19 protein-coding genes, 1 pseudogene and 1 other annotated feature (1 of these 21 cut by a window edge) are annotated in these 24,736 nt (G+C 56.3%); of the genes and pseudogenes, 1 reads left to right on the forward strand and 19 read right to left on the reverse strand.

The annotated features are described in order from the left end of the window. Positions 1–47 precede the first annotated feature (47 nt). Complete coding sequence (locus CWI35_RS04450; protein WP_020278162.1) at positions 48–923, reverse strand: YicC/YloC family endoribonuclease; 876 nt, start codon at positions 921–923, stop codon at positions 48–50. An 88-nt stretch (positions 924–1,011) separates the two neighbouring features. Next, positions 1,012–3,684: a cation-translocating P-type ATPase gene (locus tag CWI35_RS04455; protein ID WP_119877521.1), complete on the reverse strand. Its 2,673-nt coding sequence runs from the start codon at positions 3,682–3,684 to the stop codon at positions 1,012–1,014. Positions 3,685–3,999: 315 nt separating this feature from the next. Here CWI35_RS04455 and CWI35_RS04460 point away from each other — a divergent pair, with 315 nt between their 5' ends. Further along, entirely contained in the window at positions 4,000–5,739 is a 1,740-nt protein-coding gene (locus tag CWI35_RS04460; RefSeq protein WP_011230663.1) for an Rqc2 family fibronectin-binding protein, read from the forward strand. Between the two features lie 204 nt (positions 5,740–5,943). Here CWI35_RS04460 and CWI35_RS04465 read toward each other — a convergent pair whose 3' ends face one another. The 17 genes and pseudogenes from CWI35_RS04465 to ileS all read right to left on the reverse strand — a co-directional run bounded on the left by CWI35_RS04465 (position 5,944) and on the right by ileS (position 24,494). Then, positions 5,944–6,507 carry a Uma2 family endonuclease gene (locus CWI35_RS04465; RefSeq protein WP_119877522.1) on the reverse strand — a complete coding sequence of 188 codons (564 nt, stop codon included), beginning with the start codon at positions 6,505–6,507 and terminating at the stop codon, positions 5,944–5,946. 65 nt (positions 6,508–6,572) lie between these two features. Then, a complete protein-coding gene (locus CWI35_RS04470; RefSeq protein WP_033012322.1) occupies positions 6,573–6,941 on the reverse strand; it encodes a type II toxin-antitoxin system VapC family toxin in 369 nt (122 codons plus the stop codon). Then, positions 6,928–7,170, reverse strand: coding sequence for a hypothetical protein (locus CWI35_RS04475; RefSeq protein WP_011230660.1), 243 nt, complete (start codon positions 7,168–7,170; stop codon positions 6,928–6,930). The genes CWI35_RS04470 and CWI35_RS04475 overlap by 14 nt, the downstream gene beginning before the upstream one ends. A 445-nt stretch (positions 7,171–7,615) precedes the next feature. Further along, a pseudogene (locus tag CWI35_RS18805) lies at positions 7,616–7,912 on the reverse strand (RHS repeat domain-containing protein); the annotation flags it as partial. A 483-nt stretch (positions 7,913–8,395) separates the two neighbouring features. After that, positions 8,396–9,019, reverse strand: coding sequence for an orotate phosphoribosyltransferase (gene pyrE / locus CWI35_RS04485; RefSeq protein ID WP_020278157.1), 624 nt, complete (start codon positions 9,017–9,019; stop codon positions 8,396–8,398). Further along, positions 9,016–9,735 carry an orotidine-5'-phosphate decarboxylase gene (gene pyrF, locus CWI35_RS04490; RefSeq protein WP_062898518.1) on the reverse strand — a complete coding sequence of 240 codons (720 nt, stop codon included), beginning with the start codon at positions 9,733–9,735 and terminating at the stop codon, positions 9,016–9,018. Before pyrF ends, pyrE begins: the two co-directional genes overlap by 4 nt. Beyond that, positions 9,707–10,648 (reverse strand): dihydroorotate dehydrogenase, encoded by a 942-nt coding sequence (locus CWI35_RS04495; RefSeq protein WP_013523351.1) that lies wholly within the window; start codon positions 10,646–10,648, stop codon positions 9,707–9,709. The genes pyrF and CWI35_RS04495 overlap by 29 nt, the downstream gene beginning before the upstream one ends. Further along, the gene (locus tag CWI35_RS04500; RefSeq protein WP_119877523.1) at positions 10,645–11,418 is read right to left on the reverse strand and encodes a dihydroorotate dehydrogenase electron transfer subunit; all 774 of its coding nucleotides are present in this window, start codon (positions 11,416–11,418) and stop codon (positions 10,645–10,647) included. Before CWI35_RS04500 ends, CWI35_RS04495 begins: the two co-directional genes overlap by 4 nt. Continuing rightward, positions 11,415–14,612: a carbamoyl-phosphate synthase large subunit gene (gene carB, locus CWI35_RS04505; RefSeq protein ID WP_023633996.1), complete on the reverse strand. Its 3,198-nt coding sequence runs from the start codon at positions 14,610–14,612 to the stop codon at positions 11,415–11,417. Before carB ends, CWI35_RS04500 begins: the two co-directional genes overlap by 4 nt. After that, on the reverse strand, positions 14,605–15,699 hold the full coding sequence (locus tag CWI35_RS04510; protein ID WP_023633995.1) for a carbamoyl phosphate synthase small subunit: 1,095 nt from the start codon (positions 15,697–15,699) through the stop codon (positions 14,605–14,607). Before CWI35_RS04510 ends, carB begins: the two co-directional genes overlap by 8 nt. A gap of 2 nt (positions 15,700–15,701) precedes the next feature. Further along, a complete protein-coding gene (locus CWI35_RS04515) occupies positions 15,702–16,988 on the reverse strand; it encodes a dihydroorotase (RefSeq protein WP_119877524.1) in 1,287 nt (428 codons plus the stop codon). After that, positions 16,951–17,877 carry an aspartate carbamoyltransferase catalytic subunit gene (locus CWI35_RS04520; RefSeq protein ID WP_011230649.1) on the reverse strand — a complete coding sequence of 309 codons (927 nt, stop codon included), beginning with the start codon at positions 17,875–17,877 and terminating at the stop codon, positions 16,951–16,953. Before CWI35_RS04520 ends, CWI35_RS04515 begins: the two co-directional genes overlap by 38 nt. A gap of 169 nt (positions 17,878–18,046) precedes the next feature. Then, positions 18,047–19,345, reverse strand: coding sequence for a solute carrier family 23 protein (locus CWI35_RS04525; RefSeq protein ID WP_011230648.1), 1,299 nt, complete (start codon positions 19,343–19,345; stop codon positions 18,047–18,049). A gap of 158 nt (positions 19,346–19,503) precedes the next feature. Beyond that, positions 19,504–20,043: a bifunctional pyr operon transcriptional regulator/uracil phosphoribosyltransferase PyrR gene (pyrR, locus tag CWI35_RS04530; protein ID WP_011230647.1), complete on the reverse strand. Its 540-nt coding sequence runs from the start codon at positions 20,041–20,043 to the stop codon at positions 19,504–19,506. Between the two features lie 184 nt (positions 20,044–20,227). Next, positions 20,228–21,142 (reverse strand): RluA family pseudouridine synthase, encoded by a 915-nt coding sequence (locus tag CWI35_RS04535; protein ID WP_119877525.1) that lies wholly within the window; start codon positions 21,140–21,142, stop codon positions 20,228–20,230. Next, positions 21,143–21,634: a signal peptidase II gene (lspA, locus tag CWI35_RS04540; protein WP_081430696.1), complete on the reverse strand. Its 492-nt coding sequence runs from the start codon at positions 21,632–21,634 to the stop codon at positions 21,143–21,145. It abuts the gene before it with no gap. Positions 21,635–21,719: 85 nt separating this feature from the next. Continuing rightward, entirely contained in the window at positions 21,720–24,494 is a 2,775-nt protein-coding gene (gene ileS / locus CWI35_RS04545) for an isoleucine--tRNA ligase (protein WP_033845476.1), read from the reverse strand. A 53-nt stretch (positions 24,495–24,547) separates the two neighbouring features. Beyond that, positions 24,548–24,736 (reverse strand) — a binding site (T-box leader) (it continues 32 nt past the right edge of the window).

Genomic DNA, 24,736 nt, shown 5'->3' on the forward strand with positions numbered 1-24,736 from the left:
ACCTGCCATATCCGATATTGTTGCCGCCAATAAGTCGTTTTAAACAGTTATTCCACGTTTTGCACTTGCTCGCGCATTTTCTCAAGCACGCTTTTCATCTCAACGACTTGCGCGGCAATCAGGCTGTCGTTTGCCTTGGCGCCGATCGTGTTGACTTCCCGGTTCAACTCTTGCACCAAAAAGTCCAGCTTCCTCCCGATCGGTTCGTCCATTTCTAAGGCGTCTGCCATTTGCGCCAAATGGCTGCGGATGCGTTTCAATTCCTCATGAATGTCCGCCTTTTCGGCAAACACCGCCACTTCTGTGAGCAGGCGCGCCTCATCGACCGGAGCGGGCGCCCATTCGCGCAGGCGGCGCGCAAGCCGCTCGCGGTATTGTTCAATAACAAGCGGCGCCCGCTGTTCAATGGCTTCCACCCCGGCTTCGACTTCATGAAGACGGGCGCGCAAATCCGCGGCAAGCGCCTCCCCTTCGCGCCGGCGCATGGCAACAAGTGCCTTTGCCGCTTCATCGACAGCGGTCAAAAGCAGCGGCTCGACCTCCTCGTTCGCTCCTTCCTCTTCCACAACTTCGACCGCCCCATCAAGCCGAAGCAGCTCGGCCGCCGTCACGCTGCCGTCAACAGCAAATCGCTTTGCAGCCTCCTGCAACCCGGCCCAATATTGGCCGAGCAAATCCCAATCAATATGTACGTTCCGCTTTACAAGTCCTTCGCCGGCGATCGTGACGAACACTTCCACTTTTCCGCGCCGCACGTACGGCAAAATTGCTTTCTTTATTTTATCCTCAAACACGAGCCATTGTCTAGGGAGGCGAATGGAAATTTCGCAAAACCGGTGGTTGACCGATTTCATTTCCACCGCCACCATCAAACGATCCGTTTTTTTTGTGCTTGCGCCGAAGCCGGTCATGCTGTAAACCATATCATCACATCCGTCGTTGCCTTGATGAAAAAGAAAAGGTCATAGAGCGTTCCTCTATCACCCTTTTTATTATAACATATCCATCCTTTTATTTTCTCGTAAAAAGCGAGCCTGCAAACAAAAATGTCGGCAAGGCGGACAAGCCAATGATGAGCAGCCAATCGACCGCTGCGAGCGGCTTCGTATGGAACACTGCGGCAAGCGGTGGGTAATAGATGACGACAATGAGCAAAAGCAGCGACACGATCACCGCCGCGACAAGGTATATGTTCCCGAACGGACTGCGGTCAAAAACCGAATGGTCGCAACGGCAGTCGAACACATGGATCAATTGGGCCAACACAAGCGTCGCAAACGCCGCCGTCTGGGCGTAAACGAGATCCTCGCCGCTCCGTTCATAGGCGGTCAGAAACGCAGCCAGCGTAACAACGCCGATCAAAAAGCCGCGGCTTACGATTTTCCAGCCGAGCCCGCGGGCGAACACCCCTTCATCGGGACGGCGCGGCGGCCGCTTCATCACGTTTTCTTCTGGTTGGTCGAGCCCGAGCGCCATGGCTGGCAAACCATCGGTGACAAGATTGACCCATAAAATTTGAATCGGCACGAGCGGCAGCGGCAAGGCAAGCAGCATCGCAAACAACATGACGAGAATTTCCCCGACGTTCGAGGCAAGCAAGTAGCGGATAAACTTGCGAATGTTTTCGTAAATGTTGCGCCCCTCTTCGATCGCGGCCTCAATCGTCGCAAAGTTGTCATCCAACAAAACGAGCGACGCCGCCTCTTTCGCCACCTCTGTCCCCGACCGGCCCATGGCGACGCCAATATCGGCTGCTTTCAGAGCGGGCGCATCGTTCACCCCGTCGCCGGTCATGGCAACAATATGGCCGCGACGCTTGAGGGCGTTGACAATTTTTAACTTATGCTCCGGAGCGACGCGGGCAAACACGTAAATCTCATCAACTACGCGTTCGAGCTCATCGACCGACAGCTTCGACAACGCCGCACCATCCATCACTTTTCCGCCAGGCGGCAGCACGCCAAGCTGTTTGGCGATGGCGGTGGCTGTCAACACATGATCGCCGGTGATCATCACCGTTTTCATGCCTGCCTCTTTGCATCGCGCCACTGCTTGCTTCACCTCAGGGCGCGGCGGATCGATCATGCCGGCGACGCCGAGGAACCGAAGCTTTGTCTCCGCATCCTTCTCCGACTCGATCCGTTCCGTTTCCGCAAGCAGCCGATACGCGACGGCGATCGTGCGCAAGGCGGAAGACGCCATCTGGCGAATCGCCTTCTCGATCGTTTCTTTCCACGCCGGGGTCAGCATCTGCTCGCGGCCGTTCCATTCAAGGCGGTCCGCCCGCTCAAGCAGCACATCGGGCGCCCCTTTCGTCACGACAAACCGACGGCCGTTTCGGTCGCGGACGATCACCGTCATCATTTTCCGCTCGGAATCAAACGGAAACTCCTGTTCGATCGTGTACTCACGCAAAAGCATTCCTTTCGCCAATCCAGCTTTGGCCGCCGCGACCAGCAGCGCTCCTTCCGTCGGATCGCCGTCGACGTAACGCCGGCCGTTTTCCTCTTTCAACTCCGAACTATTGCAAAGCACCCCCATTGTCAACAGGCGAGCGAGCTGGGGAACGCGGTTCGGATCAACCGTCCGGCCGCGTTCAGAAAACTCGCCATCCGTTTCAAGACCAACGCCGCTTACCGCAAATGTCCGCCCGCCTGCCCATACTTGCGTGACGGTCATCATGTTTTCCGTCATCGTCCCCGTTTTGTCGGAACAAATGACCGAAGCGCAGCCGAGCGTTTCCACCGCCGGAAGCTTGCGGACGATGGCGTTTCGTTTGATCATCCGCTGCACGCCAAGCGCCAAGACGACCGTCACAATGGCCGGCAACCCCTCCGGAATGGCGGCGACCGCGAGCGACACACCAGCCAAAAACATTTCATACAGGTCGTGCCCTTGAATGACACCTACGGCCACGACCGCTGCCGTCAGCGCCAATGCGACGACAAGCAAAATTTTCCCAAGCTGCTCGAGCCGGCGCTGGAGCGGGGTTGCCCCCGCATCCGCCTCTTCGAGCATCGTTGCGATTTGTCCCATCGCTGTTTTCATCCCAGTGGCGATGACAATCCCGACCCCATTCCCTCTTGTCACGAGCGTCCCCATAAACGCCATATTGTGCAAATCGCCCAACGACGCCTGTTCTGTATGAAGCGGGGCGGCGGATTTGGCCACCGGCACTGATTCGCCCGTCAGCGCCGACTCCTCGATTTCCAGGCCGGCCGCCTCAATCAAGCGGATGTCGGCCCCGACCCGGTCGCCGCTTGCAAGTCTCACCACATCGCCGACAACAAGCTCGCGCGTGGGGACTTTCACCCACTCCCCGCCGCGCAACACAACCGCTTGCGGAGCGGACAACCGTTTTAAGGCGGCAAGCGACTTTTCCGCCCGCCGCTCCTGGATAAACCCCAGGATGGCGTTCATGATCACGATGACGACAATCGCCACCGCATCCACATACTCGCCTAAAAACGCGGAAATCACCGTCGCCAAAAGCAACACAAGCACCATAAAATCTTGAAACTGGCGAAAAAAGACAACGATGGCCGACTCCTTCTTCCCTTCCGCCAGCTCGTTGTACCCGAACTGCCGCAGCCGTTTTTCCGCCTCCGCCGCAGTAAGCCCGGTCTTGACATTCGTCTTCGTCTCGTGCGCGACATCGCTTGCCGCGAGCGTATGCCATTGCATCTGTCTCCCTCCGTCCTTCCATTTTTTTCGCACGCCGTTCCCGCTTCTCTATGCTTATTCATACATGTCCCAAAAAATGATAGTCCCCGCCATGATGTTTAGCGACACAAACATAAGGAGTCGTGGGGCCCTTTGCCACGCCATCTCCCCCATAAGGGAAAAAATCGTGTCAAAAAAGCGGGCCTCCCCATTTTATGCAACATGTTCGTCGGGCATCTTCGTCCGTCTTCAGGTAATATTCAAAGAAATGTTCAAAACGGCGGGTCGTATGGTAAGATCGAAATAGCAAACAAACGAAATAGAAAGGTGTTTTCCATGTCCTTTGACGGAGTGTTTACGTACGCCATTGTCGGTGAACTCGAAGAGGCGCTTGCGGGCGGGCGGATCACGAAAATCCACCAGCCGTCGGCGTATGAGATCGTGCTGCTTGTGCGCGCCCGGGGCCATAACCATAAAGTGATGCTGTCGGCGCATCCGACGTACGCCCGCGTCCATTTGACAAACGAAACGTACAACAACCCATCCGAGCCGCCGATGTTTTGCATGCGGCTGCGCAAACAGTTGGAAGGAAGCGTCATCGAAGCGGTCCGCCAAGTCGATTTTGACCGCATCATCGTCATGGACACAAAAGGCCGCGACGAACTCGGCGACGTGCAGACAAAGCGGCTCATCATTGAAGTGATGGGCCGCCATAGCAACATCATCCTCGTTGATGCATCGACCGACACGATCATCGACAGCTTGAAACATTTGCCGCCGTCGGTCAACCGCTACCGGACGGTGCTTCCCGGGCATCCGTACGTCGCCCCACCGACGCACGGCAAGCTGAACCCGCTTGAGGCGACGGAAGAAATGGTGCTGAAAAAAATCGACTTTCACGCCGGCAAGCTCGCCCATCAGCTTGTTTCCGCCTTCAGCGGCATTTCGCCGCTATTTGCCAATGAGGCGGTGTTCCGCGCTGGACTCGCCAACCGGACGACGCTGCCGAAAAGCTTCCTCGCGCTCATCGATGACGTTCGGCACCGCCGCTTTGCCCCGATGATGTACACGAACGGGGAAAAAGAATGGTTTTACGTTTTGCCGCTTAAGCACTTAAAAATCGAAGGCCAACCGTTTGCGAGTGCAAGCGAGCTATTGGACCGCTTTTATTTCGGCAAGGCCGAGCGCGACCGCGTCAAGCAGCAAGCTCATGACATCGAGCGTCTCATGGCGAACGAAAAGGCGAAAAACGAGAAAAAGCTCCTAAAGCTCGAACAGACGCTCGAAGAAGCAAAGAAAGCCGACGTTTATCGACTGTACGGCGAACTGCTCACCGCCCATTTGTACGCCATAAAGCGCGGCATGACGGAAATCGAGGTCGCAAACTACTACGACGAAAACGGAGGCACCATCACCATTCCGCTCGACCCGCAAAAATCGCCGTCCGAGAACGCGCAACAGTACTTTCAAAAATACCAAAAAGCGAAAAACTCGTTCGCCGTCGTTCAAGAACAAATCGAGCGGACGAAAGAAGACATCGCCTATTGCGACACGATTTTAAGCCAGCTTGAAACCGCCTCGCCGAAAGATGTCGAGGAAATCCGCGACGAGCTCATTGAACAAGGCTATTTGCGCCCGCGCGCGGCGAAAGGAGCAAAAAAGCGCAAACCAACCGCGCCCGAGCTTGACCGCTACGTCGCAAGCGACGGCACGGAAATACTCGTTGGCAAAAACAACAAACAAAACGATTATCTCACGACAAAGCTGGCCCATAAGGACGATGTTTGGCTGCATGTGAAAAACATTCCCGGCTCGCACGTCGTCATCCGGAACAAGCAGCCGTCTGACGAGACGCTCTTGGAAGCGGCGAATCTTGCCGCCTACTTCAGCAAAGCCCGCCACTCCGGCTCCGTGCCTGTCGACTACACGCGCATCCGCTATGTAAAAAAACCGAGCGGCGCCAAGCCGGGATTTGTCATTTACGAAAACGAGCAAACGCTCTACGTCACGCCGGATGAAGAACTCGTCCGCGCCATGAAACAGAGGCAAAAAGAACAAGCGGCGAAACCATCGTAAACGCGCCCCAATGGCCGCCCAACACGGCATCGGGCGATCCGCGCGAACTCCCGCAAACCGAAACGGTCTAGTGCCGCATAAAAGACAGCGGGCTGTCTGTAAGACCAGCTGCATTGGCCTTACGGACAGCCCGCTTTGCAAACTTGTCGAGTCAACCACAAGCCGCCATCACGAATGCAACTCCATGCACGTCTGCCATCCGTCTCAACGAAACATATCCTCAAGAGCCACTTGAAGCCCAGGAAAGCATGCCGACTGCACCACACCCGTTCCCGCTTTCACATCCGCCTGCTCATACAGTCCTTCCTCGTTCAGCGTATAGACGGTAATCGCCTCTTTCATCGGATTGACGATCCAATACTCTTTCACATCGTACGCCATATACAAATTGAATTTGGTCACTAAATCGTGCGCCTGGTTGGAAGGGCTCAAGATCTCAACGATAAGAGTGGGCACGCCGACATACTTCGTTTCCGTAAACCCTTTTGAATCGCAAATAACGCTTAAATCCGGAATGACGACTTTGCGATCGGGAAACTTGTCGCTAGCCAGTTCGATATCGGTCGGCGCCGCAAACACGTTGCACGGCTTCCCACGAAAATAAAGGCCAAATTCGGTATGAAGGTTGCTCGAAACAAGCTGATGCTTGATGCTTGGCGACGGAGCCATATACACAGCGCCATCAATATATTCAAGCCACTCATCGCTTTGTTCCCGCAACGCCCAATATTGCTCGTACGACACATTGGAAAACCGAGGCAAGGACATCGGCATCTTCTCCTTTGTCGCTTACATATTCCCCAAAAGAAGAACGCAACAGCCGTAATGGCCGGCTATTCCTCAAGCATCTTATCCAGCTTCTTATCAAAAGTATACACTTGATATCCCTTCACTTTGTTATAGGCGTATAAAAGGGTATCGACAAAGTCCAAGCGCCTTTTGCCAAACAGAGCAAGCGCCTCCTCTACGACCTCGATATCATCCACCTCGATATTATCGTATTTGAGCAATTCTAAAAGAATATCGCTGATCTCGTCATTTTTTACGTTGTACACTTTTTCAAGAACATAAACAACTTCAACGATTACTTCTCTTAGCAACAATACTTTGTTATCTTCAATAATCGTTGCGGCTTTGCCCGACAACTCATCATGGTCATTAAGCAGATATCTTAAAATAATATTCGCATCAATGATTTTCATATTGATCCACCACAGCTTTAGACCAAGCATCGCTTTCTCGGGCTTGCAAAGTCTCATTTTTATATTTGGACAGAGCCCCTCTTAGATTCCTTTTTTTTGGCTGTTCCAAATCTTCTTTATCCGCATAAGGAAGAATAATGACTTCCACTTTTCTATTTTTTAATGATTGAGGCAAATCGATGATCTTTTCTAAGTCATTGCTGTTTTTGATTACTCTTACAAAATCCATAACGTTTTCACTCCTTTCAAGGAAGATGGATCCTTTTAAACATATTATACCCGTTCATTGTACATCATGAGATGAAAATTCACTTTACGATCTATATAGACTCCCATGACAAAAAGATTTCGTCACCATCGAAGGGATGAAAATGCCGCTATGTCGAACTCTGAAACCTTGCACATTTTGAAGTTCGGGTATTTTCAGGATAGAAAAACTTTTTTAACGTCAGATATCCCTTCTTCTCCTAATAATAGAAATGTTTTCAGTAACATAGCTTACCCCCTTTGTTTATGTTATCACGGTCTGACATGAAGATACATATTACCCCCAGCTTTTCTCACTGCATAAGCTCTTCCTATCTCCCACTTTAGAGCTTTCTCTCTTCCATAAATGGTTCCTGAAACCATCGTACGTATACGCGATCGTCGTTCCATCCGACCATTGCTCTTTAGGAAGCAGTAAATGTTTGAGACTGGCCGTCGCTGGTTCGAATGACTTTTGAAGTCATATTGTCATTCGCGTCATACCCATAGTTGACGGACGTACCATTTGCTAACAACAGCTGTTTTAAGCGATTCGATAAATCATACGTGTACTCTTTCTTGTTTCCTTTCTTATCGTACTCGCTTAACAAGTTTCCTACGGCATCATAATTCTTTTTCGCCACATAGCCTTCTTCATCCACTTCTTCCGTGACATCATTTCCGCTGGCATCGTATTTGTTTTTCGTCACCACGTTTCCTTCCATGAGCCGGATCGCGTCAAACCATACCGTTCCCGTGTAATTGCCGCGGAAGACAGCGGATATGTCGATTTTATCAATTGGCTTGGAAGGTTGAATCGAAACGGCGGCACGGTTCCAATCTTGATTGCCAGCAGGGAAATCCGCAGGTGTGAGTAAAATATTTGTAGGTGAAATGGAGAATGCGAATGGTTGCTTGTGATGATGATCGTGACCACTAAGCGAAATGCTGTAAATGATCATTTTATTTGAATGCCAAGCCACCCGTTTTTTCTGTGAACATAACCATCCACGAATGGTTATGTTCATGCTTGGTGGTGAGCGAAACTTGCTCATGTTCAGAAAACCCACGAAATATTGACGACATTAGACGCTGTCGCACTCCGTTTTTCCCCATGGAATGACGCCGATGGCGAGTGAGTCATCTCCCCGCTTCGTCCATGACAAAAGCGCGAACCATCCTTTGGTCCGCGCTCCTCTTTTCCTCTTTTAGCTCCCCCACTCCTCCGGATTCTCCCGCCATTGCCGCAATGTCGCCAGATCGTGTTCGCTGACGGCGCCAAGGCGGACGGCCGTTTCGATGAGGGTGTTGTAGTCCGTAAGCGTGTAGGCAGGCAAATTCTCTGCGGCAAACGCCTGTTTCGCTTTTTCGAGTCCGTATGTGAAAATGGCGGCGACGCCCAGCACCTCGCAGCCTGCCTCTTTCAAGGCGCGGACGGCCGCAAGCGAGCTGCCGCCCGTCGAGATCAAGTCTTCGATGACGACGACGCGCTGGCCCGGTTCGGCTTGGCCTTCGATTTGTTTTCCTTTGCCGTGTGCTTTCGCCTGGCTGCGGACGTAGCACATCGGCAGCTCAAGCCGCTCGCTCACCCAGGCGGCGTGCGGGATGCCGGCGGTCGCCGTGCCGGCGATGAGGTCCGCTTTAGGGAAATGGGTGCGGATGAGTTCGGCGAGGCCGTCGGCGATCAGGCGGCGCACGCCGGGGTAAGCGAGCGTCAGGCGGTTGTCGCAATAAATCGGCGATTTCAAGCCCGAGGACCAGGTAAACGGTTCGTTCGGCTGCAGGGCGACCGCCCCGATTTCAAGCAATTTGGCGGCGATGTCGTGTTTCATTCTCTCTCTCCTCCGTTCCATTCGTGCTGCAGGCGGGCATACGTCCTGAGCGGATCGGCGGCGCGGGTGAGGCTGCGGCCGATGACGATGTAGTCAGAACCAAGCGCACGCGCTTTCCTTGGGGTGACGACGCGCACTTGGTCGTGCGCCGCATCATCAGCAAAGCGGATACCCGGGGTGACGGCAAGGAACGAGGCGCCGCACCGTTCTTTGATGAGCGGCGCTTCGTTCGCTGAGCAGACGACGCCGTCAAGGCCGCTTTCTTTCGCCAAGGCGGCGTAATGGGCGACTGTTTCCACAAGCGGGCGGGAAATCCACAGCTCCTCATGAAGCATTCGCTCGTCCGTGCTTGTCAGCTGGGTGACAGCGATGCAGCGCGGCCGCATTCTTCCGCTTGGCGTGCCGGCGTCAAGCCCCTCGATCGCCGCTTCCATCATGCGCCGGCCGCCGGCGGCGTGAACGTTCACCAAATCGGCGCCGACACGGGCGAGCCCTTTCATCGCCTGTTTCACCGTATTCGGAATGTCGTGCAGTTTTAAGTCTAAAAAGACGGCATGTCCTTGTTCTTTGAGAAACGCGACGATGGCTGGACCTTCCTGATAGTACAGCTCCATGCCGACTTTGACGAACAGCGGCGTTCCGGCAAACGGCCGCAAAAACCGCTCCACCTCTTGTTTTGATGGGAAATCAAGCGCGACAATGAACGGCGTGTGCACCGGTCTTCCAGCTCCTTCCTATGCATTCGGAAATGTGGCCGATCCCGAGGTCGTCCAACAGCGCCGGCAGGTCGGCGATGATCGTCGGGCAGACGAACGGATCGACGAAGTTGGCCGTGCCGACCGCAACCGCGCTCGCGCCGGCGTAGAAAAACTCGAGCACGTCTTCCGCCGTTTGAATGCCGCCCATGCCGATGATCGGAATCGACACCGCCTGGCTCACTTCATAAATCATGCGAATGGCGATTGGTTTGACCGCCGGGCCGGATAAGCCCCCGGTGCCGTTGGCCAAAATCGGCCGGCCTGTTTTCACGTCGATGCGCATGCCAACGAGCGTGTTGATCATCGTCAAGCCATCGGCGCCCGCTTGTTCAATGGCCTTCGCCATCGCGACGATGTCGGTGACGTTCGGAGACAGCTTCACGTAAACCGGCACGGCGGACACTTCTTTGACAAGCCGCGTCAGTTCCGCGGCCACGTCCGGCACGGTGCCGAACGCAATCCCGCCTTTTTTCACGTTTGGGCAGGAAATGTTGAGCTCTAACGCATGGACATTGGGCGCTTTGGAAATCGCTTCGGCTACCTCGACGTACTCTTCCACCGTCGAGCCAGCGATGTTGGCGATGATCGGTACGTCAAACTGTTCAAGCCACGGCAGTTCTTCTTCGAGCACTTTGTCAAGGCCGGGGTTTTGCAGGCCGATGGCGTTTAACATCCCGCCCGGCGTTTCTGCCACCCTTGGTGTCGGGTTGCCAAAGCGCGGCTCTTTTGTCGTCGCCTTGATCATAATGGCGCCTAACACGCTTAAATCGTAAAACCGGGCGTACTCGCGGCCAAATCCAAAACAGCCGGACGCCGGCATGATCGGGTTTTTGAGCGAAAGACCCGGCAGTTCGACCGCAAGCCGGTTCATAGCACCACCTCCCCGGCCCGAAACACCGGGCCGTCGCTGCATACTTTTTTATACGCCGTCTCGCTCCCTGGCACATGGCAGACGCAGGCGAAACACGCCCCGACGCCGCAGCCCATCCGCTCCTCGAGCGACAAGTACACCGGCCGGTTCGGAAACCGTTCCGCAAGCGCCCGAAGCATCGGCTTCGGACCGCAGGCGTACAAGACGTCAAACTCGAGCGAGCGCGCTTCGATCACATCGGTGACGCGCCCGGCCGTTCCGTGCGAGCCGTCATCGGTCGCGACATGCGTCTCGCCGAACGGGGCAAATTCCTCTTCGTAAAAGACCGCCGCTTTCGTTTGAAACCCGAGCACGCTCACCACTTTGACGCCGCGCTTTGTGAGCTGTTTCGCCAGTTCATAGAGCGGCGGGACGCCGATGCCGCCGCCGACTAGCAGCGCCCGGCTGCCCGCCGGCGCGGCCTCGAGCGGAAAGCCGTTGCCGAGCGGGCCGAGCACATCGACCGTGTCGCCCGGCTGTTTTTGCGCCAACAGCGCCGTGCCTTTCCCTTCCTGGCGGTAAATGATCGTGCATTGCCCCTGCTTGTGGTCGATATGGCAAAGGCTGAGCGGGCGGCGCAGGAGCGGATCGGCGGATGCGGCCACTTTCACATGAACGAACTGGCCCGGTTGGCGCATCTCTTGCACGAGGCGGCCTGAAAGCGTCAATTCATACGTCCGCTCGGCGATCAACCGCTGGCTTGCGACCGTCATTCGTTCGCGGCCGATCATGACCGCACCAGCCCTTCCGTCATCGCCGTCGTTGAAAACGTCATCGATTCGAGCACTTGCAGCATCGCCCGGGCCGTATCGAGCGACGTCAAGCACGGGATGCCGTTTTCGACCGCTTCGCGGCGGATGCGGAAGCCGTCGCTTTCCGGCTGCTTTCCTTTCGTCAGCGTATTGATGACGACTTGCGCCCTCCCTTGGCGGATGACATCCAAAATGTTCGGTGACGCCGAGTGGATTTTATTGACGACCGTCACCGGAATGCCGGCCGCTTTCAACGTTTCCGCCGTGCCGTTCGTCGCCAACAGCTGGTAGCCGATGTCGGCAAAGCGGCGCGCCAGCTCGACCGCTTCTTCTTTGTCTTTGTCGGCCACCGTCAACAGCACCGCCCCATGCGGCTGGATATGGATGCCCGAGGCGACAAGCCCCTTATAGAGCGCTTTTTCAAACGTCACGTCCTTGCCGATCACTTCGCCGGTCGATTTCATTTCCGGGCCGAGCGAAATGTCGACGTTGCGCAATTTCGCAAACGAGAACACCGGCACTTTCACGTACACGCCAGGGCGCACCGGGCAGACGCCCGTCTCATAGCCCATCTCGGCGAGCTTCGTCCCTAAAATGGCTTTCGTGGCGAGATTCGCCATCGGCACGCCGGTGATTTTGCTTAAAAACGGCACCGTGCGGCTTGAGCGCGGGTTCACTTCCAAGACGTAGACATCGCTTCCCGAGACGACAAACTGAATGTTCAACAGCCCGACAATATGCAGCCCGCGCGCCAGTCGGATCGTGTAATCCGCGATCTTGTCGATCACTTCCGCGCTTAATGTCTGGGGCGGGTAGACGGCAATCGAATCGCCGGAATGGACGCCGGCCCGCTCGATATGTTCCATGATCCCGGGGATGACGACCGTCTCGCCGTCGGCGATGGCATCGACTTCGACTTCCTTGCCAGTGATGTAGCGGTCGACAAGCACTGGGTGCTGTGGATTGACGCGCACGGCGTGTTCCATGTAATGAAGCAGCTCGCCGCGATTGTACACGATTTCCATCGCCCGGCCGCCGAGCACGTACGAAGGACGGACGAGCACCGGGTAGCCGATTTCTTCGGCGATGGCGACCGCTTCTTCGACCGAAACGGCGGTTTTGCCGGCCGGTTTGGGAATGCCGAGTTCCGAGAGCGCCTGTTCAAATTTGTCGCGGTCTTCGGCGCGGTCCAAATCCTCAAGCGTTGTCCCAAGCAAGCGGACGCCGCGCGCCTCGAGTTCCGCCGCCAAGTTGATGGCCGTCTGACCGCCGAATTGGACGATGACGCCGATCGGCTGCTCGAGGTCGATGACATGCATCACGTCTTCGGCCGTCAGCGGCTCGAAATACAGTTTGTCCGACGTGCTGAAGTCGGTCGAGACCGTTTCCGGGTTGTTGTTGATGATGATCGCCTCATAGCCGGCCTGCTTAATGGCCCAGACGCAATGGACGGTCGCATAGTCAAATTCGATCCCTTGGCCGATGCGGATCGGGCCGGAGCCAAGCACGATGACGCTCGGTTTTTCCGTCACGATCGATTCGTTTTCTTCCTCGTACGTGCTGTAGTAGTACGGCGTTTCCGACGTGAATTCGGCTGCGCACGTATCGACCATTTTGTACACCGGCATGATGCCTCGTTGGCGGCGCAGCGCGTAAATGTCGCGCTCCGTTTTGTTCCATAACGCCGCTATCGCCGCATCGGAGAAGCCGAGCCCCTTCGCTTTTTTTAACACGTCAAGGTCGCCCGGGTGGTTTTTCAAGACCGTTTCCATCTCAATAATGTTTTGAATCTTATGCAGGAAAAAGCGGTCGATTTGGCTCCATTCATGCAGCGTCTCCACCGTCACCCCGCGGCGGAGCGCCTCGGCGATGTAAAAGAGCCGTTCATCGCCCGCCTTGCGGATCCGTTTTTCCATCACGTCGTCGGCGGCCGTTTTCGCCTCGTTCAATTCCAGATGATGCACCCCGATCTCGAGCGAACGAACGGCTTTTAACAGTGATTCTTCGAACGTCCGGCCGATCGCCATCACTTCGCCGGTCGCTTTCATTTGCGTGCCCAACCGGCGGTTCGCCGATTCAAATTTGTCAAACGGAAAGCGCGGAATTTTCGTCACCACATAGTCGAGCGCCGGCTCGAAGCAGGCGTACGTTTTCCCGGTGACCGGGTTGATCATTTCGTCAAGCGTCAGCCCGACGGCGATTTTCGCCGCCAGTTTCGCGATCGGATACCCCGTCGCTTTTGACGCCAGCGCCGACGAGCGGCTGACGCGCGGGTTCACTTCAATGACGTAATAGCGGAAGCTGTCCGGGTCGAGCGCGAGCTGGACGTTGCAACCGCCTTCGATGCCAAGGGCGCGGATGATTTTCAAGGACGCGTTCCGCAAAAGCTGATATTCGCGGTCGCTTAACGTCTGGCTCGGGGCGACGACGATTGAGTCACCCGTATGAATGCCGACCGGGTCGATGTTTTCCATGTTGCAGACGACGATCGCGTTGTCGTTGGCGTCGCGCATCACTTCGTATTCAATCTCCTTGTAGCCGGCGATGCTCCGCTCGAGCAAGCATTGGTGCACCGGGCTCATCTTCAAGCCGGTTGACACAATCTCGACAAGCTCTTCTTCGTTCGTGCAAATGCCGCCGCCCGTGCCGCCGAGCGTGAACGCGGGGCGGACGATGACCGGATAGCCGATTTGTTCGACAAACGCATACGCCTCTTCCAGGCTGTGAATAATCGCGCTTTCCGGCACCGGCTCGCCAAGCTCGTTCATGAGGGCGCGGAACTGTTCGCGGTCTTCCGCCTTTTCGATCGCCTCGAGCTTCGTGCCGAGAATTTCCACGCCGCACTCTTCAAGCACGCCGGCCTTGGCGAGCTCAACCGCCAAGTTGAGGCCCGTTTGGCCGCCAAGCGTCGGCAAAATCGCGTCCGGCCGCTCTTTGCGGATGATGCGGGCGACAAAATCGAGCGTCAGCGGCTCCATATAGACTTTATCGGCGATTTCCGTATCGGTCATGATCGTCGCCGGGTTTGAGTTCACCAGAATGACTTTGTATCCTTCTTCTTTTAGGGCTAAGCACGCTTGCGTCCCTGCGTAGTCGAACTCGGCCGCCTGGCCGATGACGATCGGCCCCGAGCCGATGACTAAAATCGTTTCAATGTCGCGGCGCTTAGGCATGGATGACTTCTCCTTTCTTGTTGAACTCGCGGATGAGCGCCAAAAACTCGTCAAACAGCGGATTGGCATCTTCTGGCCCCGGCGACGCTTCCGGATGATACTGCACCGTAAACGCCGGAACGTCCAAATGACGGAGCCCTTCGACCGTGCCGTCATTTAAGGCGATATGCGTCACCTCAAGCCGGGTGCCAGAAAGCGACTCGTGCGTGACGGTATAGCCATGGTTTTGCGACGTGATGGCGACTTTGCCGGTGCGCAAGTCTTTGACCGGATGGTTCGAGCCGCGATGGCCGAATTTCATTTTCTCCGTATTCCCGCCGCACGCCAACGCGAACAGCTGATGGCCGAGGCAGATGCCAAAGAGCGGCACTTTGCCGAGAATCCCGCGGATCATCTCGATCGCTTCCGGCACGTCTTTCGGGTCGCCCGGTCCATTGGAAAGCATGACCCCATCCGGATGCCAGCCGAGCACCTCTTCAGCGGTGGCGTTGTACGGCAAGACGATCACATCGCAATTTCGCTTGTTCAGTTCGCGCAAAATGCCGTGTTTCATCCCGAAATCAATCAAGACGATGCGCTCACCGCGCCCCGGGCTTGGGTAGGCGCTTTTCGTTGAGACGCGCCGCACTTGGTCGCGCGGCCACTCCATCGCCCGCAGCTTGGCTGCTGCTTCCACCGGATCGACATCTAGCCCACAGATCATCCCTTTTAACGTTCCGTATTGGCGGATAAGGCGCGTCAGTTTGCGCGTGTCGATGCCGGAAAGGCCAGGGATGCCTTTTTCTTTCAAATACTCGTCCAACGTCAGTTCTCCGCGCCAGTTGGACGGCTTCACGCACGCTTCTTTGACGATGAACCCGTGCACATGCGGGCGGATCGCTTCAAAGTCGTCGCGGTTGATGCCGTAGTTGCCGATCAATGGATATGTCATCGTCACGATTTGCCCGCAATACGATGGATCGGTCAAAATTTCTTGGTATCCGGTCATGCCGGTGTTAAAGACGACTTCCCCGGTCGTCTCTTTCAAGCTGCCAAACGCTTCGCCGACAAAAAACGAACCATCTTCTAAAATCAGCTGCCGTTTCATCTTTACGCCCTTCCTTTCTCCCATACGAGTGTACCGCCGACAAACGTCATCACCGGCCAGCCTTGGCACACCCAGCCGGCAAACGGCGTATTTTTCCCTTTGGACGCAAACGTCTCGGGATCAATCGCTTCTTCTGTTTCCAAATCAATGACCGCAATATCCGCCGGCGCCCCGACGGCAAGCCGCCCGGCCTTGAGGCCGAAACATTGCGCCGGCTTGATCGTCAGCCAATCGACAAGCTGCTTTAATGTAAACACGCCTGTTTTGACGAAATGGGTATATAAGAGCGGAAACGCCGTTTCGAGCCCAACGATGCCAAACGGCGCCGCCTCGATGCCTTTCGCTTTTTCCGCAGCCGTATGCGGCGCGTGGTCCGTGGCGATAAAGTCGATCGTGCCGTCGAGCAGTCCTTCAATTAATGCGTCACGGTCCTCTCGGCTGCGCAGCGGCGGGTTCATTTTGTAGTTCGCATCAAGCCCCGGAATGTCTTCATCGCACAAGAGCAGATGGTGCGGCGTCACTTCGGCGGTGACGCGGATGCCGGCCCGCTTCGCGTCGCGGACGACGCGCACCGATTCTTTCGTGCTGATATGGCAGACGTGATAATGGCATCCGGCTGCCTCGGCAAGCAAGACGTCGCGGGCGATGTGCACCGCCTCGCAGACGGATGGAATGCCGCGAAGTCCATAGCGCCGGGCGAACTCGCCGTCATGCACCGCTCCGCCGTTTGTCAGCGTGTCGTCCTCGCAATGGGCAACGATCGCCATATCGAGCGCCGCCGCCTGTTTCATCGCTTCAAACATCATCCCGGCCGACTGGACGCCGACGCCGTCATCGGTAAAGGCGAACGCCCCTGCTTCTTTTAGCGCCGCAAAATCGGTCAGCTCCTCCCCTTTTTGCCCAATCGTGATCGCCGCGTACGGAAGCACGTTGACGCGCGCCGTTTCGCGGATGCGGGCTTGCAGCCATTCCATCTGCTCTTTCCGATCCGGCGCTGGGTTCGTGTTCGGCATGGCAGCAACCGTCGTAAATCCGCCTTTCGCCGCGGCGAGCGTGCCCGTTTCAATCGTTTCTTTCGCTTCGCCGCCCGGTTCGCGCAAATGAACGTGCAAGTCGATCAGGCCAGGAACGATGAGACGGCCGCCAACGTCGATAACGTCCTCCTCATTCGCTTCCAGCGGCTGTTCATAGAGGATCGCTGCAATGGTTCCGTGTTCGATTTTGATATGTGTCCGCATCAATTCCCCATCTTTATTGAACAACATGCCATTTTTCAGCCATACGCCCATGCTCCATTCTCCCTTCCATTGCCCGTTTTAAGACAGCCATCCGGACGTAGACGCCGTTTTCCATTTGTTTAAAAATGCGCGATGCCTTCGCTTCGACAAGTTCGCTTGCGATTTCGACCCCGCGGTTGACCGGCGCCGGGTGCAAGATGATGGCGCCCGATTTCATCCGCCGCGCCCGCTCAAGCGTCAGCCCGTACCGCGCATGGTACTCTTCTTTTGTCAGCCCCATCGTTTCCGCATGGCGTTCATGTTGGATGCGCAAAAGCATCACGACATCGGCGCGGGCGATGGCCTCGTCGACTTCGACGTACGTCCCGTACGGATTCGTTTCATCTTTCCACTCCGCCGGTCCGGAAAACAGGACGTTTGCCCCCAGCCTTGTCAACACTTCCGCATTGGAGCGGGCGACGCGGCTATGACGGATGTCGCCGATGATCGCCACCGTCAAGCCAGTGAAGGCGCCAAACTCTTGGCGGATCGTCAATAAATCCAAGAGCGACTGGGTCGGATGGTGCCCGCAGCCGTCGCCGGCGTTGATGATCGGAATGCCGACCGCATGGCGGAGCGCTTCGAAATACGCATCTTCGTGATGGCGGATGACAACCGCATCGACGCCGATCGCCTCAAGCGTCCGTACGGTATCGTACAGCGTCTCCCCTTTTTGCACGCTCGAGCGTTCCGGGTCAAATGGAATGACATGAAGCCCAAGCTTCCGTTCCGCCATCTCGAAGCTGCATTTCGTGCGCGTGCTCGGTTCGAAAAACAAGTTGGCGACGTACATCGGCGCCGCCGGGCGCCAGATGCGCCCGCTGCGGAACGCTTCCGCTTCATCGAGCAAACGGTGGATTTCATCAAGCGGCAGTTCACTTAATGCGAAAAGATGGGTCATCGGTCTCGCTCCTTTTCGTTTTTTCGCGAAAAAAAACACCTTGCCGGCCAGGCAAGGTGTGACGATCGGCGCATGGCAGAGCCGAAGAAGGTGCACTCCGGCCCTGGATGCGCCTGTTTTCACACCTTTTTAAGCCTCGCGGGACTTAATTAAAAGGTGCTTTCTCCTATTAGGCGACATGGTCGCTCTGGTTTTCTTCAAATAGGTTTTCCGCGGCTTGCGGACGCCCCGGCAAAATCAAGTTGAGGAGGACGCCGACAATGGCCGAGAGCGCCATCCCGGTAATTTGGAAGCTGTCGCTGATTTTCAGCACCGCTCCGCCGATGCCGATGACCAAGATGACCGAGGCGATGACTAAATTGCGCGTCTGGCCGAAATCGACGCGGCTGTCGATCAACATGCGCAGTCCGGACGAGGCGATGATGCCAAACAGCAAGATCGACACACCGCCCATGACCGGCGTCGGAATCGAGCTGATCAGCGCCGTGATTTTGCCGACGAAGCCGAAAGCGATCGCGATGACCGCCGCGCCGGCCAGCACGTAGACACTGTAGACGCGGGTGATCGCCAGCACACCGATGTTTTCCCCGTACGTCGTTTTCGGCGGACCGCCAAGCAAGGCGGAGATCATCGTCGCCGTTCCGTCCCCTAAAATCGAGCGGTGCAGCCCCGGTTTTTGAATGAGGTCGCGGCCGACGACTTTGCTTAAGACGAGCTGGTGGCCGATATGCTCGGACAAGGTGACGATCGCCACCGGCACCATGAGCATCACGATCTCCCATGTGACGCGCACCGGATAATCGGCAAACGGGATCAAGAAATCCGGCCATTCGAACCATTTCGCCGCCGCCACTTTCGACAAATCGACGAGCCCGACCGCCAACGCGTAGAGATAGCCGACGACAATGCCGACAAGCACCGGAATCAAGCTCAACATGCCGCGCGCGAGCACGGAGCAGACGATCGTGGCCGCGAGCGTCACGAGCGCCACCGAGAAATGGAGCAAGCTGTATTTGCCGTCCGGGCCGTTCATCGCCATCCCGACCGCCGTCCCGGCCAAGCCGAGGCCGATGACGATGATGACCGGGCCGACCACAACCGGCGGCAACAGTTTCATCACCCAGCGGTAGCCGGCTTTTTTAATGATGAGGGCGACAACCCCGTACACCAATCCGGCGAGGAAGCTGCCGATCATGGCCGCTCCCGGGCCGCCAGCCGTTTTCGCCGCGATGATCGGCGCAATGTAGGCGAACGACGAGCCAAGATACGCCGGCACTTGCCATTTCGTAATGAGCAAAAACGCCAATGTTCCAAGCCCGCTTGTCAGCAAGGCGATCGACGGATCTAAGCCGACTAAGTACGGCACTAAAATCGTCGCCCCGAACATGGCGAATAAATGCTGAAGGCTTAAGGTGATCCATTGCCCAACAGTCGGGCGGTCTTGAATGTCCAACACCGGTTTGTTCATCTTTCGTCACTCCTTTGATCAAATGAGCGAGGCTTGCTTTCTAGTGTGCACAAAAAAATCCCTCTTTGCCCGCGAAGACGCAAAGAGGGTGCAGAAACAGCCGAAACGATTCCGCCCCTTTTGCAGCCTCACGGGACTGCGCTTAAAAGGGTGCTTCGCTATTTTTCATGAATGGAGACTTGATCGATGCCGTCCACTTCCGAAAGCTCCACGACGATCAGTTCCGAACGAGAGGTCGGCACGTTTTTGCCGACGAAATCAGCGCGGATCGGGAGTTCCCTGTGGCCGCGGTCAACAAGCACGGCGAGCTGGATGCGCGCCGGGCGGCCCAAATCCATGACCGCATCCATCGCCGCCCGCACCGTCCGGCCGGTGAAGAGCACGTCATCAACTAAAATGACATTCCGCTCGGTCACCGGAAACGGCACATTCGTTCCTTTCACAAGCGGTTCATGGTCGTCCGTCTTCACGGTCAAATCGTCGCGGTACAAGGTGATGTCAAGCTCACCGACGGGAACGGACGCCCCTTCAATTTGCTCGATCCGCTCCGCCAAGCGGCGCGCCAAGTAAATGCCGCGCGTTTTAATTCCGACAAGCACGCAGCCGTCAATGCCTTTGTTTCGTTCGATGATTTCGTGGGCGATGCGCGTCAAAGCGCGGCGAATCGCCTGTTCGTCCATCACGACCGCCTTTTGCATACAAGCCACCTCCGTTGGCACAAAAAATCCCCCGCCTGTGAAGCGGGGGATGGCGCGCTTATCACCAAACAAGATGGGCATACATCGCCCTTCTTTGTCATTCCGACCCCTTTTCAGCCTCACAGGACTGAACTTAAAGGTTCCTGTTCACCTGTTTTCATTGTAAAGGGGGCGTGTTCGTTTGTCAATCGTTTTTTCGCAGCCAGTCAAGCAGCTCGGCAAACTCCGGCGGCAACGGCGCTTCGAATTCCAAATACTCGCCGCTTCTCGGATGACGGAAGCCGAGCACCCCGGCGTGAAGCGCCTGGCCGTCGATGGCGAGCGTTTTTTTCGGCCCGTATTGCGGGTCGCCAGCGAGCGGATAGCCGATGTATTTCATATGGACGCGAATTTGGTGCGTCCGCCCCGTTTCCAGCTGGCACTCCACATACGTATAATGGCGAAACCGCTCGAGCACGCGGAAATGGGTGACGGCTTCCTTGCCGTTTTCCTCGGTGACGGCCATTTTCTTTCGATCGCGCTTGTCGCGGCCGATCGGCGCGTCGATCGTCCCGTAATCGTGTGGAATGACGCCGTGGACGATCGCCTTGTAGCGGCGCGTCACCGTTTTGTTCACAAGCTGCTCGACGAGCGAGCGGTGGGCGGCGTCGTTTTTCGCCACCATCAATAGTCCTGATGTGTCTTTGTCAATCCGATGGACGATGCCGGGGCGAAGCACGCCGTTGATCCCAGACAGGTCGCGGCAATGGGCGAGAAGCGCGTTGACAAGCGTGCCGTGCATATGCCCGGGCGCCGGATGGACGACCATGCCGCGCGGTTTGTTGACGACAAGGACATCCTCATCCTCATAATAAATGTCAAGCGGAATCGGCTCCGGCTCGACCTCGAGCGGCTCCGGCTCCGGCGGTGAAACGGCGACCGCGTCGCCTGCCTCGCATTTGTAGTTCGCCTTCACCGTTTGGCCGTTCACGGTCACAAGCCCGCTTTTGATCCATTGCTGCACTTGCGAACGCGACCATTCCTCATTTAACGCCGCGATCACTTTATCAATTCGTTCGCCGTCATATTCGTCTTCAATGTGAAATGTGATCGTGTCCATCTACTCATTCCCTTTCTCTGGTGTCGCGAAAAAAAACATATGGACAAACAGCAAGATGACGCCGACCGTCAGCGCCGAGTCAGCCACGTTGAACACCGGAAAACTGTACGTGCCGATGTACGCGTGGATGAAATCGACCACTTCCTTGCGAAAGACGCGGTCGAGAAAATTGCCAATCGCCCCACCGAGCATCAGCCCAAGCCCTACGCCCGCCAGGCGTTCAGAAGGCTTCAGGCGGCGGATGTAGATCACGATCGCCGCCACGACAATAACCGTAATCAAATAAAAGAGCCAAAACTGCCCTTCCAGCATGCCCCACGCCGCGCCGCGATTGCGGTGCGACGTAATATAGAGCACATTGTCAATGATCGGGATGCTTTCCCCAAGCTGCATATAGCGGACGACAAGCCATTTCGTCCATTGATCGAGGATGACGACCGCCGCCGCAATCCAATAGTATGCCACCGTGCCAAGTCCCCCTGTCCTTCTCATTCATCCTTTTTGCATTGTAGCATAATTCGCCATGGCAAACAAATGAAGCGGCAAGGCTACCTTGGGGCAGCCTTGCCGCTTTTCGTTATGCGGAATAATGTTCGTTCACAATGTGCGCGCAGCGCGGGCAAAGCGTCGGGTGGGACGGATCTTGTCCGACAGCTGGAGTCACCGTCCAGCACCGCTCGCACGTCTCGCCTTCCGCCGGGCGGACGATGACGGCCACGTGGTCGAGCCGCTCGGCTTCGGCCGGCGCGGCGTCATACGGCTCATCGGCGATCGAAAAGGCGGAAACGATGAGAAGCTGGCGCAAGTCGGCATCAAGCGACGCCAATAGCTTCCGCGCCTCGTCTTTCGGGTAGACGATGACGCTGGCCGTCAGCGATTTGCCGATCACTTTTTCATTGCGTGCGTTCTCGAGCGCTTTTAACATGTCATCGCGCACGTCCATAAACGCATCCCATTTCGCCAGCAGCGCTTCTTCGCCGTCGATCGCGATCGGCTCCGGCATATCGGTGAGCTGGACGCTTTCGACGTTTTCTCTTCGATTCGGGATATGCTCCCACACTTCATCGGCGGTATGCGGCAAAATCGGCGCGATGAGCTTCGCCAACGCGACGACCGTTTCATAGAGCACCGTCTGCACGGCGCGGCGGGCGCGCGAGTCGGCCGCTTCGATGTACAAAATGTCTTTCGCCATATCCAAGTAAAACGCGCTCAGCTCGACGGTGCAGAAATGGTTCATCTCATGGTAAACCGCGGCGAAATCGTAGCTGTCATAGGCCTTTTTCACTTTGGCGATCAGCTTGTTCAACTTCGCCAGCATATAGCGGTCGACTTCGCCAAGCTCCCCAACCGGCACGGCGTTTTGGTTCGGATCGAAATCGAACAAGTTGCCGAGCATAAACCGGAACGTGTTGCGGATTTTCCGGTACACTTCCGACACTTGTTTTAAAATATGGTCGGAGATGCGCACGTCCGCTTGGTAGTCAACCGAAGCGACCCAAAGGCGCAAAATGTCGGCGCCAAACTGTTCCATCACTTTCGCCGGCACGACGACGTTGCCGAGCGACTTGCTCATTTTCCGCCCTTCGCCGTCCAAGACAAAGCCGTGGCTCAACACGCCTTTATACGGCGCTTTGCCGGTGACGGCAACGGCGGTGGACAGCGATGAGTTGAACCAGCCGCGGTATTGGTCGGAGCCTTCCAAGTACAAATCAGCCGGACGCACGAGATCGTCGCGTTCGACCAACACGGCTTGGTGCGACGAACCGGAGTCAAACCAGACATCCATAATGTCCGTTTCTTTCGTAAAGATGCCGTTCGGGCTCGACGGATGGGTGAATCCTTCCGGCAGCAAGTCTTTCGCCTCGCGTTCAAACCAGACGTTCGACCCGTATTGGCGGAACAGGTTCGACACATGCTCAATCGTCTCATCGGTGATGATCGGTTCACCGTTTTCGCCGTAAAAGACCGGAATCGGCACCCCCCAGGCGCGTTGGCGGGAAATGCACCAGTCGCCGCGGTCGCGCACCATGTTGTGGATGCGGATTTCCCCCCACTCCGGAATCCATTTCGTTTCCTTAATCGCTTGAAGCAGCTCGTTGCGGATTTTATCGATCGATGCAAACCATTGCGTTGTCGCCCGGAAAATCGTCGGCTGCTTTGTCCGCCAGTCGTGCGGATACGAGTGGGTGATAAACCCAAGCTTCAACAAAGCGCCGACTTCCTCAAGCTTCTGTGTAATCGCCTTGTTGGCGTCTTCGTAAAACATCCCGGCAAATCCCGGCGCTTCCTCGGTCATGTAGCCGCGTTCATCAACCGGACAAAGGACCGGAAGCCCATATTTTTGCCCAACGAGAAAGTCGTCTTCCCCGTGGCCCGGCGCCGTATGGACGCAGCCCGTGCCGGCGTCGGTCGTGACGTGTTCGCCGCACACAACAAGCGAGTCGCGCTCATAAAACGGATGTCTCGCCACGACGTATTCAAGCTCTTTTCCTTTGACCGTTTTGACGACCGACCATGCGTCCCAACCGATTTCTTTCGCCACCGATTCCGCCAAGGCGGCGGCGACGACATACCGTTTTCCGCTGACATCGACAACATGGTAATCCAAATCCGGATGAACCGCGATCGCCAAGTTCGCCGGAATCGTCCACGGCGTCGTCGTCCAAATGACGATTCGCTCATCGCCCTCAAGCACGCCTTTGCCGTTTTTCACCGGGAAGGCGACATAAATCGACGGCGAGCGCTTGTCTTTATATTCGATTTCCGCTTCGGCGAGCGCCGATTCGCTTGACGGCGACCAATAGACCGGCTTCAACCCTTTGTAGATGAGCCCTTTTTTCGCCATTTCGCCAAACACTTTAATTTGCTGGGCTTCGTACTCCGGTTTGAGCGTAATGTATGGGTTGTCCCAGTCGCCGCGCACACCGAGCCGCTTGAATTGCCGGCGCTGGTTGTCGATTTGTTCATACGCATATTGCTCGCACCGCTTGCGGAACTCGGCGACGCTCATCGATTTGCGGTCAACTCCTTGCTTGGCAAGGGCCGTTTCGATCGGCAAGCCGTGCGTATCCCAGCCCGGCACGTATGGGGCGCAATAGCCGCTCATGGATTTGTAGCGGACGATGATATCTTTTAAAATTTTGTTCAGCGCATGACCCATATGAATGTCGCCGTTGGCATACGGCGGGCCGTCATGCAGAACAAACAGCGGCCGTCCTTTCGTCCGCTCCTGCACTTTCCGGTAAATGTCCATTTCCTCCCATTTTTTTTGCATTTCCGGCTCCCGCTTCGGCAAGTTGCCGCGCATCGGGAAGTCGGTCTTCGGCATGAGCAGCGTTTCTTTGTAATCCATCCTTGCTCCTCCTTCGAACGATAGATTCCAAATAAAAAACCGTTCTCCCCCCGGCAAGGGACGAGAACGGTCTCGCGGTACCACCCTTCTTGGCCATGCAAACGACGCACAGCCCTCTTTTCATTCGTAACGGGAATGACGCGCCATGGCCTACTTGATGTTCGGCATGGAACTCCAGGGTGATGTTCACTCTTGCGCCGATGCCAGGCTTCCACCATCCCCGGCTCGCTGCGACCGGTCGT

The sequence above is a fragment of the [Bacillus] caldolyticus genome, assembly GCF_003595605.1.
GTDB lineage: Bacteria > Bacillota > Bacilli > Bacillales > Anoxybacillaceae > Geobacillus > Geobacillus thermoleovorans.